The organism is Mycobacterium lentiflavum (assembly GCF_022374895.2).
Taxonomy (GTDB): Bacteria; Actinomycetota; Actinomycetes; order Mycobacteriales; family Mycobacteriaceae; genus Mycobacterium; species Mycobacterium lentiflavum.
Genome location: NZ_CP092424.2, coordinates 156,519 through 171,279, shown reverse-complemented (window position 1 = coordinate 171,279; position 14,761 = coordinate 156,519). Strand labels below are relative to the sequence as shown.

Below are 14,761 nucleotides of genomic sequence, written 5' to 3'. Positions count from 1 at the left end.
AGGGCATGCGAATTGTGGGGGAACGCGGCTACGACCATGGACGACGCCACCAACGCGGTGGCCCATGCTCCAGCTGATTGGAATGATCCTGTCACTCAGGAGGCTTTGGCCAATGAGGCGCGGGTGATCTTGGTGGAAAGCGCGTATCTGCGGCGCGAACTCCCGGCCGGTACGCCGGCGGCGATCCGCTCAGGGATCGACGATTACCTTGCGGCCAGCTCGGATATGGAAGACGCCACCACGCATCGCAAGGGCAGCTTGCGAAATGCGGCGATCGGTCGTGCAAATACCGCAGAGGACAAGGTCAACGCCGCTTGCCGGTAGCAATGAGGAGGGGGTGCCAGCTGTTGCGGGTTGAGTGGTCGTTAGTTGTCGGTGGTGTCCTGTAGGAACGGAGGCATGGCGGTAATGGGTATGAGGATGGGCGTGCTGAACACGTCGTTTTCGTGCTTTTGCTGCGGTGCGGAGTTCCTTTTCACCATCGATTCCGGTGGGCTTTGCGACGCATGTAACGACGGCGAGTGCGCGGCGTGCGGCGAGGATGGCGAGGACTGGTTGTGATGGGTCGGTTCGAGGTGCCCGAGGAGTGGTCGGTGCAGGCGTTCCGGTTCACCCTTGACCCGACCGCCGAGCAATCCGTGGCGTTGGCACGGCATTTCGGTGCGCGGCGTAAGGCCTACAACTGGACGGTCGCGGCTCTGAAGGCCGATATCGAGGCCTGGCACGCCACCAGGATCGAGACAGCGAAACCGTCGCTGCGGGTGCTACGGAAGCGCTGGAACACGGTCAAGAACGACGTGTGTGTCAACGCTGAGACCGACGCAGTGTGGTGGCCGGAGTGCTCGAAGGAGGCCTACGCCGACGGCATCGCGGCCGCGGTGGACGGGTACTGGAACTGGCAACAATCCAGGTCGGGTAAACGGGCCGGTAAAAGGGTTGGGTTCCCGCGTTTCAAACGCAAGGGCCGCGATGCTGATCGGATGTGCTTCACCACCGGTGCGATGCGGGTCGAGCCAGACCGTAGGCACGTCACGCTGCCGGTGATCGGCATGGTTCGCACGCATGAGAACACCCGCCGGATTGAACGCCTGATTCGTGCCGGGCGGGCGCGGGTGCTCGCGATCTCGGTGCGCCGCAACGGCACCCGCCTGGATGCGAGTGTGCGCGTGCTGATTCAACGCCCGCAACAACCCAGCGTCAGGTCACCTGGTTCGCGGGTTGGTGTCGATGTCGGGGTGCGCCGGCTGGCGACGGTCGCCGACGAGGACGGCGCAGTGCTCGACCAGGTGCCTAATCCACGGCCACTCGAGGTGGCGCTCAAAGAGTTGCGGCGCGTTAGCCGTGCCCGCTCGCGCTGCACGAAAGGCTCGCGGCGCTACCGTGAGCGCACCATCGAGATTTCCCGGCTGCATCGCCGGGTCAACGATGTCCGCACCCACCACCTCCACTGTCTGACAACGCGTTTGGCTCAAACCCACGGCCGGATCGTTGTTGAAGGTTTGGACGCGGCGGGGATGCTGCGGCAAAAAGGGTTGCCGGGTGCCCGCGCCAGACGGCGCGGACTGTCGGATGCCGCGCTGGGCGCACCGCGCCGGCACTTGTCCTACAAGACGGTCTGGTACGGGTCGCAGCTGGTGGTCGCTGACCGCTGGTTCCCGTCGTCGAAAACCTGCCACGCTTGCGGGCATGTGCAGGACATCGGGTGGGACGAAAAGTGGCAATGCGACGACTGTTCGGTCATCCACCAGCGTGATGACAACGCCGCGATTAACCTCGCACGCTACGAGGAAACACTTAGCGTCGTCGGCCCAGTTGGGGCCGCCGTCAAGCGTGGAGCCGACCGTAAGACCGGGCCTCGCCCGGCCGGTGGCTGTGAAGCACGGAAGGGACGCAGCCGCAAGGCTGCCGAACAACCCCGAGACGGGGTGCAAGTCGCGTGACTCACTTGCTTGCAACGGGAGCTGTGGCGGACGTGCCCGCAACCAGTATCGCTGGGAACGTCATCATCACTCCGGATATGGTGCCGCCGGCAGCGGAGCCGTTAGAGATTCACGCCGCCCACTACATGGCGTTGGCGGAGAGAGTCGGTGAGCTGCAGCGGCGGCTCAAAGTTGCTAACGCGATGCGGGAAGAGGCTGCACAATCGCCTGGTTGGGAAGCGGGCCACGAAGTAAATCGCCAATTGGCTGCCGATTATGGGCGCATGGCGGGGATCTACAGCGCTGCAGCGGATTACTTCAATGGAGTGGCGGGTGTTTACCGTGACGCGCAAGCCGCCCAACAGAACGTTGTCGTGAGAGCCAACGTTGAACTGGCGCAGGCGAAAAACCCGATACAACAACACGAGATCGTGGCTCGCTGGCACACGCACGCACGTTCCCTGACCACCAGCCTGCTAGGAGCCGCTACCGCGAGGGCCGGGGTTTTCCAGCGAACTGCAGGCGGGGATATCAAGGCGCTAACCTCGCACCTGGGCGGTCCGGCACCTCAAGACCCCGTCTTGCCCCACAGCGGCGGCGGAATAGCCGTACCAACAGGCAAAGAGGGATCTGGACTAGGTGATGACAACCCACCACAGAACGGAGACCCCGGAAACCCCAACGGCCTTGACAATCCGCAGGGTGTCGGCGCCGGTAACGGACACACGCCGCACCACCATGGGGCCGCGAAAGGCGAGGACGGAGACCCGGCTATGACAGGACCGGGATCCGCCCCAGTGGTCGGGGGCCCTTATCCCGGCGCCGGGCAGATGCCTGGTGGTGGGGGTGGTGGCATTGAGTCTGTTGGTTTTCCGCCGGGGTTGACGTCTATGACTGGAGGACTTGGCTCGATGCCAGGCGGGGGCGGCATGGGGGGCCTTGGATCGGGTGGAGGCTTAGGCGGGCTCCCCGGGGGTATGGGACAGCTGCCCGGTGCCCAGGCGGCCGGGTTGGGAAATCTGCCCGCTAGCGCTGCCCCGGCGGCTGGCGGTGGGGAACAGTTGGGACCGGCTTTCTCTCAAGGACTTTCGACAGGTTCGGCGTTGGGGTCGCTGCCGCCTGCGACGGGGACTGGAACACCGGCTGCAGGGCAGGCCGCGGCGGCGCCGGCGGCGGGGTTAACGTCGGGCGCGGGTGTTCCCTCGGCCGGGGTGGCGGCGGCAGGTGTGACTCCGGCGTCGGCCAGCCCGGCGGGGGCGGCGCTCGCCAACTCGGCCGGGACGGCCGGTGGTGCACCGGCGGCGATGATGCTTCCGCCGCCTGGGATGGGTGCGCCGGCGGCCCCTGTGGCTGCCGGGGGGGCGAGTGCTGCGGCGCCGGTCGCGCCTGCCAGCAACACAGGCACACCGGGTGGTTCGGCGCCGTCTACAGGTCCGGCTGCTGGCTCAGTAACCGGATCGGGTGGGGCGGTGGTGGTTCCGGCAAGTGTTGTCGGTGCCGGGGCCGGTGCCCGAGGGCGTGGACGCCCGGAGTCAGCGGAGCTGGCAACTGCAAAAGCTTTGGCGCGCAAGCTCCGTCGTGACAGTGACATCGTTAATTACGCCTGCATCGAGTGGGCTGTGGGTGTGTTTCGGCGTGAGGCCGGTGGGGCGACCGAGTGTGTGGTGATGTCCAACGAAGGGTTCGGTTATATTCCGCGGGGAGTGTTCTTACCGCGTACTGCACGCTTGTTGGTGTCAGATAAGTTGGTGGACAACCAGTTTCGGGAACGTTGGTTCGGTTCGCCCGATCCCGCTGAGGTACTGGCCGAATATGCGCGGCTGCGAGGTCGCGGCGGGACGCATCTTGTTGCCATGGCGGTGACTGCGGACAGTTCTTTCGGTCGAGCGCCTGGTGTGGAATACGCTGTCTGCCAACGGGAGTTTGAGGACGGTGTCTACATCCGGCCCACGCTTGACGACATGCACATGCATCGTCTCGAAGCGTTGCACCTGGAGTTGTATGCCCGGCTTCAGCAGATGACTTCGGCCGAGATTGAAGCTCGGTTGATTGAAAATAAGGTCGTGGTGCCGCTGGCTGTGCAGTTGATCGAGACGGTGAAGATGTCGGGCCAGATGACACCGGAGTTGCGGCAGATGTGGGATGCGCTGGGCACCGGTGACGGCATCGCGGAAGAGGCGTGGAAGCAGTACCAGATTGCCGCATCCGTCTATTACGTGAACCTGAGCGCGAATAGGCCACTGCCAGGGTCGGCAACTGGTGACCGTCAGCGGTATTACGCGCAGTGGACTACCGGGCGTGCGATGGAACTGGTGGGAGGTTGGTCGAAGCAGCCCCTGTCGACGGCGGACCTGGCGGACATGATCTACGCGGGAATCACGTGTCAGGAAGACGACATTGTGGGCAAGATCCAACTCGCGCTCCGCAACCTCGAACTCGAGGCCGCCTGTCCGTAGTGCGGTAGAGATCGCGCCCGATCTGTCACGTGACGAAATTCCAGTGGGTTGGGTTGTCCCTATGGGCGACGTGAATCGCTGCGTCGCAGTTACGGTGCGGTGTATGGGTAAGAACACGTCGTTCAGCCTGGATAACCATTTCAGCGCTTTCATCGAGGCGGAGGTCGCCTCTGGTCGATATGGTTCGTCCAGTGACGTTGTGCGCGCAGCACTTCGACTCCTCGAGGATCGCGAAACGCGTCTGGATGCCTTACGCCAGGCGCTGATTGCCGGCGAACACAGTGGCGAGGCGACTCCCTTCGATTTCAACGCACGGAAGCGGGCGGAGCGGCACGCTCGGTGAGCCGACTCTCTGCCGGCCCCTTGTGCGTGACCATGCCCGCGGCCAGACTCACATGATGTGCATGCCGCGTAGCGAGTAGAACTATGGATGTTTCGAGTTGGGTCGCCCGGCTGCGGGCCCTTCGTGTTGGGTTGCGAGCCCTTCCGGCTGGTTTGGTCGTGGTTGCGGTTCTGGGTGTCGGTGGTGCCGTTGCCACCGCAGTTAGTTCCGTTTTGGCCGCACTGCAGGCCCCGTTATGGTCGCGCCTGCTCGTAATTATCGTTATCGCGGTGGTCGGAGTAGCTGTTGTGGTGGAAAAGCTGCGGACCGACTGGCGCGCCAAAAAAGAAGCTGAAGAGCAGAAGCGGCGGGAGGTTGAGGCGGCAGAGGCCAAATGGCTGCACGCGATCCAGGACTGCTTGCTCTGGCCTCTCCCGCAGATTCGTGACGTCGACCCCTTCCAAGACCTCGGGGTGGCCAAATCGCAGCTTGCGGAGCGCTACATCGCGGACGGAGAACGCTTCCCTCCATACGTCGATCGCGATATAGACCAGACGGCCCGCCAGCGTCTTCAATCCAGTGGCTTTGTGCTGCTCGTCGGCGATCCGGCCAGCGGGGTCACACGCACCGCGTACGAACTCGCATTGACCGTACCGACCTCGCCGCTGGTCCTCGTTCCAATTGCGTCGCATGGCCTCTCGACCGCCCTGGCCGATCTCGATGTACTGTCCCGGGTCCCGCCCGGGGCACCGCTGTTGTTGTGGCTCGATCGGGTCGACACGTTCACGAATGCTGGGCTGACAGCAGCAACGTTGCGTCGCTACGGCGATCGGTCACCGGGGTTACGGGTCGTGGCTACGATCTCCTCGAATCAATATGTAGTCTGGGCAGCCGAAAATCGTGCTGTTGCCGAAGCATTCGGTAAATCGGTCGGGCTTGAGCGGTTACCGTCGGTCAAGGAACTGGGGCGCGCCGAGGCGGCCTATCCCACAGTGGACTTCAGCGAAGGTATCGCGCCAGCTTTCACGACTACTGCGACGCTGATGACACGGCTAAAGGGTGGCGACCATAGTTGCCAATTTGAGCCAGCCGGGGATCGCTGTGCTCTCGCGCGGGCGGTCGTTGAAATCGCCCTCGAGTGGGCCTCGACGGACATTCGTCGTCCGTTGCCGGAGGACCGGCTAGCTGGCCTGGCGCAACAACGACCGACCGGGCATCAGAAGATCGAACCTAGACATTTGCACGGTGCCCTGGAGTGGGCGGCCACCCGGGTTGTCGGTGGAGCTTCGCTGATATCCAAGGAAACCGATTGCCAAGGCAAACAGGTCGTTGCTGCTCACGCTGCGATCGTGGAGATCCACCGTGCTGAGGGGAACGGGCCGGCCGAGGCGGTGTGGACAGCGGCTCTTGAGGCCGCCGGCATCGCCGACGATTCAGAGGCCGTTGGGCGCATCGGATTTCGTGCCCACACTGAGGGCAACGTGAGCGCCGCTGCACGGGCGTGGGCGATGATCACCGCCATCGACGACCCGGCCGCAGAATCACTTAGGCAAGCAGTGGCGTTCAGCCACGCGCATAGGGACCCCAACGCAGAAATTCCCCCCCCGAAAACGGCTATTGGAGCTCACCGAAGCCGCCTACGGTCCCGACCACCCCGAAGTCGCACGCATGCTCACCAATCTGGGGAACGCATGGTTTATCCTCGGGCAGCCGGCCAAGGCGCGCGAGCTCTATGAGCGTGCGCTGCCCATCGGCGAGCGGGAGTTCGGCCCCGACGACGAACAACAGGTCGCGCTCATACTCATGAATCTGGGGAGCGCGTGGATTGAGCTGGGGCAGCCCACCAATGCCCGCGAGCTGTTCGAGCGTGCGCTGTCGATCAACGAGCGGAAGTTCGGCCCCGACCATCCCGAAGTCGCTCGCATGCTCACCAATTTGGGCAATGCGTGGCGTGAGCTGGGGCAGCCGGGCAAGGCCCGCGAGCTCTGCGAGCGTGCGCTGTCGATCAACGAGCGGAAGTTCGGCCCCGACCATCCCGCAGTCGCACGCATCCTCACCGATCTGGGGAGCGCGTGGTTTAACCTCGGGCAGCCGGCCAAGGCGCGCGAGCTCTACGAGCGTGCGCTGCCCATCAGCGAGCGCGAGTTCGGCCCCGACGACGAACAACAGGTCGCGCTCATACTCGTGAATCTGGGCAACGCGTGGAGTGAGCTGGGCGAGCCGGCCAAGGCGCGCGAGCTCTACGAGCGTGCGCTGGGCATCAATGAGCGGAAGTTCGGCCCTGAGCACCTCCAGGTCGCACGCACCCTCACCAATCTGGGCAACGCGTGGCGCGGGTTGGGGGAGCCGGCCGAGGCCTTGAAGCTGTACGAGCGTGCGCTCCCCATCTACAAGCGCGAGTTCGGCCCTGACCATCCCGACGTCGCCGCAACCCTCAACAATCTGGGGGGCGCGTGGAATGAGCTGAGAGAGCCGGCTAAGGCCCGCGAGCTGTACGAGAGTGCGCTGCGCATCACTGCGGCGAAGTTCGGCCCCGGGCACCCCCAGGTCGCAATCATCACCACCAATCTGGGCAACGCGTGGCGCGCGCTGGGGGAGCCAGCCGAGGCCTTCAAGCTGTACGAGCGTGCGCTGCACATCTTCCACACGCATTTTCCAAATGGTCACCCGGCGATCGCCACGCTGGCCCGCAACATACGCGCGGTCGCCCCAGACGTCATCGTTCTCGACAACGGCCTCATCGGCCGCACGGAGGGACCGGGCAACTCCGGGTCATGATGAATTCTCCGACGGCTGTAAGCGGTCGGCTTCTTTCTACGCTGCGGTTGCGGCGTGTAGGGCCAGTCCAGCAACCTCAAGCTCGAAGAAGCCTGCCCGTAGCCAGTACAAGATCGCGGCCCCGGCTGTCACGTGACGAAAGCCCGGTGGTGGTCCGGGCGTGGTCGCCGCTGGCGAGGTGCGCGCCTCTTCTACCCAAGTCTGGTGCACGACGCGTCAGTCCCAGGGGTTGACCAGGTCGACGCCTGTTTCGTCAAAGTGGCGGGTATTGCGGGTAGCCACAGTTGCGTGCCGGGATGCCGCGATGCCGGCGATCTGCACATCGCGAATCTCCACCGCACGCCCGACTCGTTGTTGGGTGGCGGCGATGGTCCCCGCGGCAATCGCGGCCGTCAGGTCGAAGGATTGCACACGACCCTCGAGGTCTTCGTCGAGGAGCTGAGAGAAGGTCTCGTCTAGCCGCTTGCGCCGGCGGCTTGGCGTCAAAAGCTCAATGCCAGTGCGTATCTCGAATACTGTGACCGACGTCGTCCAGATTGATTCGGTGGGCTGATTATCGAGCCATTCCACGACGGCCGGATCGGGTGTGTCCCGCATCAACGCGGAGAGCACATTGGTGTCGAGCAGGATCATGATTCGTTGAACTGTGCCGGCTGGACGGGCTGTCCCCGCAGTTCGGGTATGTCCTCGGTCAGGCCCACCCCCTTGAAGCGTGACGCGATACGAGACCCCAGCCGCCGGGGCCGATCATCGACGTTTCGGACTGCGTTCCTTAAGATTTCGCGCGCTTCTTCCTCGGTGCTGCGGCCGTGGCGGCGGGCGAGTCGCTGCAATTTGGCCTTGGTGTCGTCCTCAAGTTGACGGATAATAATCTGCGCCATAAACCGATGATATCATGATAGCATTCCGCTGCTTCGTTGAGCTCACCGCTGGGGTCGACGAACGCCGCGCCCGCCGCCCGAACATGCGTCATGGCCGCTTCCGGTGCTGTCGAGGTGGGGTCGTTGGTCTGGGTTTTCATTCAATGTGGACGCGCTGGTAGCGGGGGTGTAGCGACGGGCGTTATGGTGCCGGTGTGCCGTTGAAGTTGGCGTCTAAGACGCAGGTTTCGGGTCATTTCTTTGTTCGGCGACGCTTGTCATTTGCCTTGTTGCGCCGTTCGGTGAGCATGGAGATTAATCCGGTTCGCTGGCATCGCACGCTGTTGATGCTGTCAGCGGTGTTGGGTGTGGTGCTCGTGGTGGGCGCGTTCGTGTACGGGTGGTTTCGCCCGGCGGGGGTGATCGATGACTCGTCGAAGATCGTTGCTGATCGTTCGTCGGGTGCGTTGTTTGTGGTGGTCGACAAGCGGCTGTATCCGGCGTTGAATTTGGTGTCGGCGCAGCTGATTGCTGGTGAGCCGGATCGGCCGACGTTTGTGGCGCCAGGGGAGATCGCGAAGTGGCCGAAAGGGCCGACGGTGGGGATCCAGGGCGCCCCGGTGGAGACGCCAACGGTGTTGTCGCCCCAGGTGTCTCGCTGGGCTGTGTGCGACACGGCGCCGACTACGGTTGGTGGTTCGCCGCTGGTGACGGGTATTGATGGGCAACTGTCGCTGGGGGAGGGGGCCGGGGAGCTGGCTGGCGGTGAGGCGTTGTTGTTGTCTTATGGGCCACAGGTATACCTGGTGACCAATGGTGTTCGGATGCCGATTGATCTGTCTCAGTCGGCGATCGCCGCGCCGCTGGGCATTACGCCCGGGGCGCAGCTGACGGGGATGTCGCGGGCGTTGTATGACGCGCTGCCGGCGGGAGGTCCGCTGGTCGTTCCTGCTGTGCCTGGCGCCGGCGGGCCCGCTCAGGTGGATTTGGGTGCAGGGGTCGTTATCGGTGCGGTCGTGGCCAGCCGGGACGTGGCTGCACAATCGGATCGCTTCTATGTAGTGCTGGCAGATGGCGTTCAAGAAGTCTCGCCGGTGGTGGCTTCGATACTGCGCCAACATGATTCGTTTGGTTTAGCCACGCCGCCGCAGGTATCACCAGATCATCTGTCGCATGTTCCGCTGCGTCATGCTCTTGACGTGGATTATTATCCGCGTTCGCCGGTGCGCCTGGTTGATCCGGGCAGTCGGCCGGTGTCGTGTGTGGCGTGGCAGTGGAGTGTAAGCGAGCGCCAGGCGCGGCTGGCGGTGATCTCCGGACGGGGGTTGCCGATCCGCGCGGATCAACGGGCGAAGCTGGTGCCGTTGGTGGGCGCCGGCAATGGCGGGGTGCAAGCGAATCAAGTCTTAGTCGGTGATAGTGCATCAACGTTTGTTAGCACCACTGGTCAGGCGTTGGATTCGCCTGCGCGCGAAACGATGTGGCTGATTAGCTTCACCGGGTCGCGATACGGTGTGCCGTTTGACGGCAATAGCGTGCAGGCGTTGGGTCTGGTGTTGTCTCAGGTTCGTCCGGCGCCGTGGTCGATGCTGCAGGTATGGCCTGCGGGCCCGGAGCTGTCGCGGGCGGCCGCGTTGACGGTGCACAGTCCGTCTGATGCGGTGGCCGTGTTGCCGACGAAAACCAATGTGCGAGCCGGCGGATAAAAGGGGGCGAGGGTTTGTCGACGATACGTTTCAGTCCGTCTCGGCGGCTGAGGGCGCCCAAAGTTGATGGCGGCGTGCAGTCGGTGCGCGATTCTCCGATCGCGCCGCGCCGGTTGCCGATGACGAAGGCGCAGATCATTTTGCCTGCGGTGATGGGCGCGGCGTTCTTGGGCATGATGGCCATGATCGTGACCCAGCCGGGGCTGCGCTCGGGACCGATGAGTTTGTTCTCGTTGTTCGTGCCGGTGATGATGATTGCGTCGTTCGCCGGGGTGTTTATGCAGGGCCGTTTCGGTGGCGGCGATAAGGCCTTGTCTCCGCAGGCATTGGAAGAAGAGCGCCGTGTCTACATGAACGAGCTCGACCAGACGCGTGACGTCATTCAAACTGACGCCGAGCGTCAATTCGCGAACTATCAGTTCTTGCATCCTGAGCCGTCGATGCTGCGCGGCTTGGTCGGTTCGCCGCGGATGTGGGAGCGCTCCGGTTCTGCCGAGGACTTGTCGATGCACTTTGGTTTTGTCCGTTTCGGAACTGGCACATCGGATTTGGCGAAGAAGCTGGCGAAGCCACGGTTAGGTGAGTCGGCCGATTATGAACCAGTCTGTTACGACGCGTTACGCAAGTTTGTGTTGGAACAATCCAAGATCAGTGGGATCGCCAAACCACTGTCCCTTAAGGCGATTCCGTTGATGACATTGGTGGGTGAGGATGGTCTGGACACAGCCCTTGATGTGGTGCGGGCGATGATTTGCCAGGCAGCCTGCTTTCATTCACCCCAGGATCTGAAGGTCATGGTCGTCACCGACGAACCAGCGCGATGGGATTGGCTGAAGTGGCTGCCGCATTGCCTACATGACAAGCTTTTTGACAGTGGCGGCCCGTTGCGAATGGTGTGGACTTCGCCGACGGCCATGGATGCGGCGGTGGGTCCCGAATTGCACGGCGCCCGTAAGAATTACGGCGACCCGACCGCAGGAGAAACACGCCCACATTGGCTGGTGATCAACGACCAACTCCGTGTGGATAGCGAATGGGACACGTTGAATCGCAAGGGCGTTGGGGGCGTCGCGGGCGTGACCTTTGTGCGTGTAGTGGTCAAGGAGGGTGCGGCGGATGACAACTGAGTTCACATTGCACGTCAAGCGCGACGGGGCCTACGACGAGGAGGGGTTTTTCGCGGTTCCCGACACGTTGGACACAGCGTCCGCGGTCGCGTTTGCACGCAAAATGGCCCGCTACCATGCGGATTCGCGAGTTACGCAAAGCTCAACTGCCGCCGCGTCGAAAGTCGTTGATTTGTATGAGATTCTCGGCCACCCCGATCCGGGCAATATCGATGTGGAGGAGGCCTGGGCGGCGACCCGACTTGGCCCGCCGCTGCAAGACGACGAGGGCGAGTTGCGGTGGGGCCGCGAGTGGATGCGGTTCCCGATCGGTATTGATCCCCGTAACGGGCAGCCTGTGGCACTGGATTTGAAGGAAACCCACGAGTTCGAAGGGATGGGCCATCACGTCGTCGTGGTCGGCACCACCGGTAGTGGTAAGTCGGTGTTTTTGACGGCGTTGATCACCTCGGCGTGTTTGACGCATTCACCAGATTCGCTGAAGGTGGCGGTGTTTGACTTCAAGGGAAGCGCACTGGCCCATTTGGTGGCAGGGTTTCCGCACACCGTGGCGGCGATGAGCAACTTGCGTAACGATCGCCTGTGGATCGTGCGGATGGAAGATGTCCTGCTCGGCGAGATGGAGCGCCGCAAGTCCTGGCTTGACCGGGCTGGCGTCAGTGACATCGCTGAGTACGAGTATTTGCGGATTCACAAAAAAGAGAAGTTGCGGCCCATGCCGCACCTGCTGCTAGTTGTCGATGAGTTCACGCAGATGTTCGCCGAACATGATGGCGCCAAAGCGGTCATGGACGAGGTCGGCCGTCAAGGACGCTCGCAGGGGCTTCGTCTCGTGATGGGGTCACAGCGGCTGGGCCATCAAATGCAGGGCGGCATCATGAGTAACATCCCGGTGCGGGTAGCGCTGCGCACTGTCGGCGACACCGATTCCCACGAGTTGTTGGGGAGCGACGAGGCCAATCATCTGCCCAAAAAGCCCGCTGGCGCGGGGCTTTTGAAGGTAGGCGCGAACAAAACCTTGACGCGGTTTCAGACGGCGTTCGTGCTCAAGAGCTACGTACCGCCCCAGCGGGCGGCAGCGGACGCGGCCAGGCAGGAAGCCGGTTACCTTGAGCCACAAGAGTTTCAGGCGGTTGGTATGCCTGCTCTGCAGTTGGCCCGCGTGGCAGACGGTGAGCAGACCAAAGTTCCCGAACCGCGCGCCATCATTGGCGCCGACGGCCGTACCGTCAAACAGGTACAGGCCACGGTGGATTACCTGAACGGGCTGAATCTTCCTGCACTGCAACCGATGTGGCTGCCGCCGCTGCAGCCGTTGCCTGCCGATGAGCTGGTGCGGCGACTGCGGGGCCAACCGTGGGATGTCGATTATGGCTCGTCCCAAGACGAGCTGTCGAGGCTGATGTTTCCGGTCGGAATCGAAGACAGGCCGCGCGATCACCGCCAGCTTGTGTATGCGCCCAACCTGGCCGAAGGTAACTGCGCGGTCGTTGGTATGGGGCAATCAGGCAAGACGGTGGCCATCGCCACGATGATCTCGGGTGCCGCGTTGCTGTATCACCCTCGGCGCCTTCAGTTGTATGTCATCGCGCTCAGCGGCCCGGATCTCAACGTGGTGGCAGGTTTGCCTCACGTCGGTGGTTTCGCCCGCGAGGTCGACCCCGAGCAGGTCAAACGAATCATCGCCGAGATGCTGGCGCTGATTGATCAACGCGAGCAGGCGTTCACCAAGCTGGGGTTGACGCTAACCAAGCTGCGTGAACGCAAATTTGGCGGCGTGCCCGGTGAGGTGCCTCAGGACCCATTCGGCGATGTGTTTTTGGTCATCGATGGCTGGCCGACGTTCGTGAAGAACTGGGAGCTGTTGATCCCTGATGTGGAACGAATCTTGGCCAAAGGACCTGACGTTGGGGTGCACGCGATCGTGTCGACCAGCGGTTGGGTGGCCAACAAATTCCCGTCAGGAATGACCAAGCTGTTCACCAGCAACGTGGAGCTCAAGCTGGGCGACAACGACGACACCACGGTCAACAATGGGAAAGTGGCGCGCGATGTTCCCTTCGGGGAGAGGAAGGTGTTCCTCGATAACGAAGACGACACCGGCGGCGAGGTCGAGCAGGTCGACGTGGTCAAAATCAGGGGACGCGGCACGACGATGGACGGGTACCATTTTCAGGCCGGGTTACCGGAGATAACGGTGCAAGGGCGGCGCGTCGACGTCGCCGCGGCCGTTGAGATGATTCACGGGATCGCTGGACCCGACAGCGCGGCCGCGCGGGTACGTATGTTGCCCAAAACGGTTGGTATCGACGAGGTTTTCGCGCAATGGGAGCAGCGTGAACATGGGCCGGGCGGCGCCAACCGCGCGGGTGTGGTGCCGTTCGGGATTTCTGAAATCGGTTTGGAGCCGGCGGTCGCGAATTTCGCTGCGACACCGCATTTGCTGTTTACCGGGCGGCCTGAATGCGGACTGTCGAGCGGGTTGGCGACGGTGGCCCAAGCTGTGATGAGGGTGTACGGGCCCGAGCAGGCCCAGATCTATGTCGTCGACCCTCACAATGAGTTGCTGCGCGTGGTCGAAGGTGATCATTTGGGCGCCTACGCTTTCCGAGAAGACCAAGTGCGCGCATTGGGGGACAGTCTGGGGGCTTTGATGACTGAACGGATGCCGCTGATCGATCAAAGCCAGCAGGAGTTGGCCGCGGGGACGCGGCGCTGGAGCGGGCCCGAGATCTTTGTCTTCATCGACCGTGAAGAGACCCTTGCCAGTTGGGACAGTGGTGGCTTCGTGCCGGGTACCGGGTACCCGTTGGGACCGCTGACGCGGTTTATTGCGCGGGGTAAAGAGGTCGGCTTGCACTTGGTTGTGTCGCGGCGCATCGCTCAGTGGGGCCGTACGCAGACCAATCCGATAATCGGGGAGTTGCTCAAGGCCAAAGCGCCGACGGTGGTGATGGACGGGGATGCTGATGAAGGGCCGATTGTTGGCCATACGAAAGCGATGCCAGCTGACCCCGGCCGTGGTCTCTACGTCACTGACCGGGTGGTGGCGCCGGTGCAGATCGCGTTCCCGGCGAGCACGCATTGAGTGAGCTTGACCCCGCGTTAGTGCTAGCCCATGCCGTGGACCAAGCCCGCTTGGAACAGGGGTTGTCCAAACATGACTTGGCGCGTGTGGCCCGCGTGGCGCGGCCGACGATCTCGCTGCTGATCAATCACGGCAAGGTTCCGTCTCGTGCGGCCACGCTGGACAGGATCGGGGCGGCGCTGGGTTGGGAGGCTGGCACGTGTGCGGCGTTGTTGGCCGGGCAGCCCCTACCAGGTCCGCGCTCGCCGGCTTCCCGCTCGGCCAAGCTTGTTGCCCAGCGGCTGTTCGAGATCGCCGACGAGGCGCGCACGGCTGCCGGGGCTGCCGAGCAGTCGGTTCTTCGACTGAAAACCATCGAAGAGCGGGCGCGGGCGGCTGCGCAGTTTGTGCTCGGCGGTTCAGTAGCTGATGAGGCTCAGATCTGAACCGATTTGATGTGCGGCGTGGCCTTTGCGCGTCGGTGACGCGAGATGGTATGTCGCCAGGTGAGCGGCATGGTAGACGA

Annotated in this window: 13 protein-coding genes; 10 read left to right on the top strand and 3 right to left on the bottom strand. The window is 63.2% G+C overall.

The genetic code is table 11. The features are described 5' to 3' along the window. Positions 1-36 precede the first annotated feature (36 nt). Together MJO58_RS28245 and tnpB are read left to right on the top strand one after the other, a co-directional pair. Positions 37-324 carry a hypothetical protein gene (locus MJO58_RS28245; RefSeq protein ID WP_061559594.1) on the top strand — a complete coding sequence of 96 codons (288 nt, stop codon included), beginning with the start codon at positions 37-39 and terminating at the stop codon, positions 322-324. 236 nt (positions 325-560) lie between these two features. Beyond that, positions 561-1,940, top strand: a complete 1,380-nt coding sequence (tnpB, locus tag MJO58_RS28240; RefSeq protein WP_061559595.1) for an IS607 family element RNA-guided endonuclease TnpB — start codon at positions 561-563, stop codon at positions 1,938-1,940. A gap of 1,057 nt (positions 1,941-2,997) precedes the next feature. On the opposite strand, the gene MJO58_RS28235 is transcribed toward tnpB, so the two are convergent. Then, a complete protein-coding gene (locus MJO58_RS28235) occupies positions 2,998-3,324 on the bottom strand; it encodes a hypothetical protein (protein WP_175364738.1) in 327 nt (108 codons plus the stop codon). Here MJO58_RS28235 and MJO58_RS28230 point away from each other — a divergent pair. The 4 genes from MJO58_RS28230 to MJO58_RS28215 all read left to right on the top strand — a co-directional run bounded on the left by MJO58_RS28230 (position 3,224) and on the right by MJO58_RS28215 (position 7,475). After that, positions 3,224-4,375, top strand: a complete 1,152-nt coding sequence (locus MJO58_RS28230) for an EspK C-terminal domain-containing protein (RefSeq protein WP_491562440.1) — start codon at positions 3,224-3,226, stop codon at positions 4,373-4,375. The genes MJO58_RS28235 and MJO58_RS28230 overlap by 101 nt on opposite strands. 103 nt (positions 4,376-4,478) lie before the next feature. Further along, positions 4,479-4,718: a type II toxin-antitoxin system ParD family antitoxin gene (locus MJO58_RS28225; RefSeq protein WP_061559494.1), complete on the top strand. Its 240-nt coding sequence runs from the start codon at positions 4,479-4,481 to the stop codon at positions 4,716-4,718. 287 nt (positions 4,719-5,005) lie between these two features. Beyond that, positions 5,006-6,433 (top strand): hypothetical protein, encoded by a 1,428-nt coding sequence (locus tag MJO58_RS28220; RefSeq protein WP_239723495.1) that lies wholly within the window; start codon positions 5,006-5,008, stop codon positions 6,431-6,433. Then, positions 6,366-7,475 (top strand): tetratricopeptide repeat protein, encoded by a 1,110-nt coding sequence (locus tag MJO58_RS28215; protein WP_139043412.1) that lies wholly within the window; start codon positions 6,366-6,368, stop codon positions 7,473-7,475. Before MJO58_RS28220 ends, MJO58_RS28215 begins: the two co-directional genes overlap by 68 nt. Before the next feature lie 216 nt (positions 7,476-7,691). Here the strand turns inward: MJO58_RS28215 and MJO58_RS28210 are convergent, their stop codons facing one another. Beyond that, positions 7,692-8,108 (bottom strand): type II toxin-antitoxin system VapC family toxin, encoded by a 417-nt coding sequence (locus MJO58_RS28210; RefSeq protein WP_061559490.1) that lies wholly within the window; start codon positions 8,106-8,108, stop codon positions 7,692-7,694. Then, positions 8,105-8,356: a FitA-like ribbon-helix-helix domain-containing protein gene (locus MJO58_RS28205; RefSeq protein ID WP_061559489.1), complete on the bottom strand. Its 252-nt coding sequence runs from the start codon at positions 8,354-8,356 to the stop codon at positions 8,105-8,107. The genes MJO58_RS28210 and MJO58_RS28205 overlap by 4 nt, the downstream gene beginning before the upstream one ends. 194 nt (positions 8,357-8,550) lie before the next feature. On the opposite strand from MJO58_RS28205, the gene eccB reads away from it, so the two are divergent. The 4 genes from eccB to MJO58_RS28185 all read left to right on the top strand — a co-directional run bounded on the left by eccB (position 8,551) and on the right by MJO58_RS28185 (position 14,681). Further along, a complete protein-coding gene (eccB, locus tag MJO58_RS28200; protein WP_061559488.1) occupies positions 8,551-10,041 on the top strand; it encodes a type VII secretion protein EccB in 1,491 nt (496 codons plus the stop codon). 74 nt (positions 10,042-10,115) lie between these two features. Further along, entirely contained in the window at positions 10,116-11,168 is a 1,053-nt protein-coding gene (locus MJO58_RS28195; RefSeq protein ID WP_061559487.1) for a hypothetical protein, read from the top strand. A 7-nt stretch (positions 11,169-11,175) separates the two neighbouring features. Further along, positions 11,176-14,256: a type VII secretion protein EccCb gene (gene eccCb, locus MJO58_RS28190; protein WP_175364740.1), complete on the top strand. Its 3,081-nt coding sequence runs from the start codon at positions 11,176-11,178 to the stop codon at positions 14,254-14,256. Further along, entirely contained in the window at positions 14,253-14,681 is a 429-nt protein-coding gene (locus tag MJO58_RS28185; protein ID WP_139043413.1) for a helix-turn-helix domain-containing protein, read from the top strand. The genes eccCb and MJO58_RS28185 overlap by 4 nt, the downstream gene beginning before the upstream one ends. Positions 14,682-14,761 lie beyond the last annotated feature (80 nt).

Bases quoted from the DNA above. Each gene is read 5' to 3' on its own strand.
- MJO58_RS28230 (WP_491562440.1), top strand. From the start codon at position 3,224: ATGATGCTTCCGCCGCCTGGGATGGGTGCGCCGGCGGCCCCTGTGGCT.
- MJO58_RS28245 (WP_061559594.1), top strand. From the start codon at position 37: ATGGACGACGCCACCAACGCGGTGGCCCATGCTCCAGCTGATTGGAAT.
- MJO58_RS28215 (WP_139043412.1), top strand. From the start codon at position 6,366: ATGCTCACCAATCTGGGGAACGCATGGTTTATCCTCGGGCAGCCGGCC.
- MJO58_RS28210 (WP_061559490.1), bottom strand. From the start codon at position 8,108: ATGATCCTGCTCGACACCAATGTGCTCTCCGCGTTGATGCGGGACACA.
- MJO58_RS28205 (WP_061559489.1), bottom strand. From the start codon at position 8,356: ATGGCGCAGATTATTATCCGTCAACTTGAGGACGACACCAAGGCCAAA.
- MJO58_RS28225 (WP_061559494.1), top strand. From the start codon at position 4,479: ATGGGTAAGAACACGTCGTTCAGCCTGGATAACCATTTCAGCGCTTTC.
- tnpB (WP_061559595.1), top strand. From the start codon at position 561: ATGGGTCGGTTCGAGGTGCCCGAGGAGTGGTCGGTGCAGGCGTTCCGG.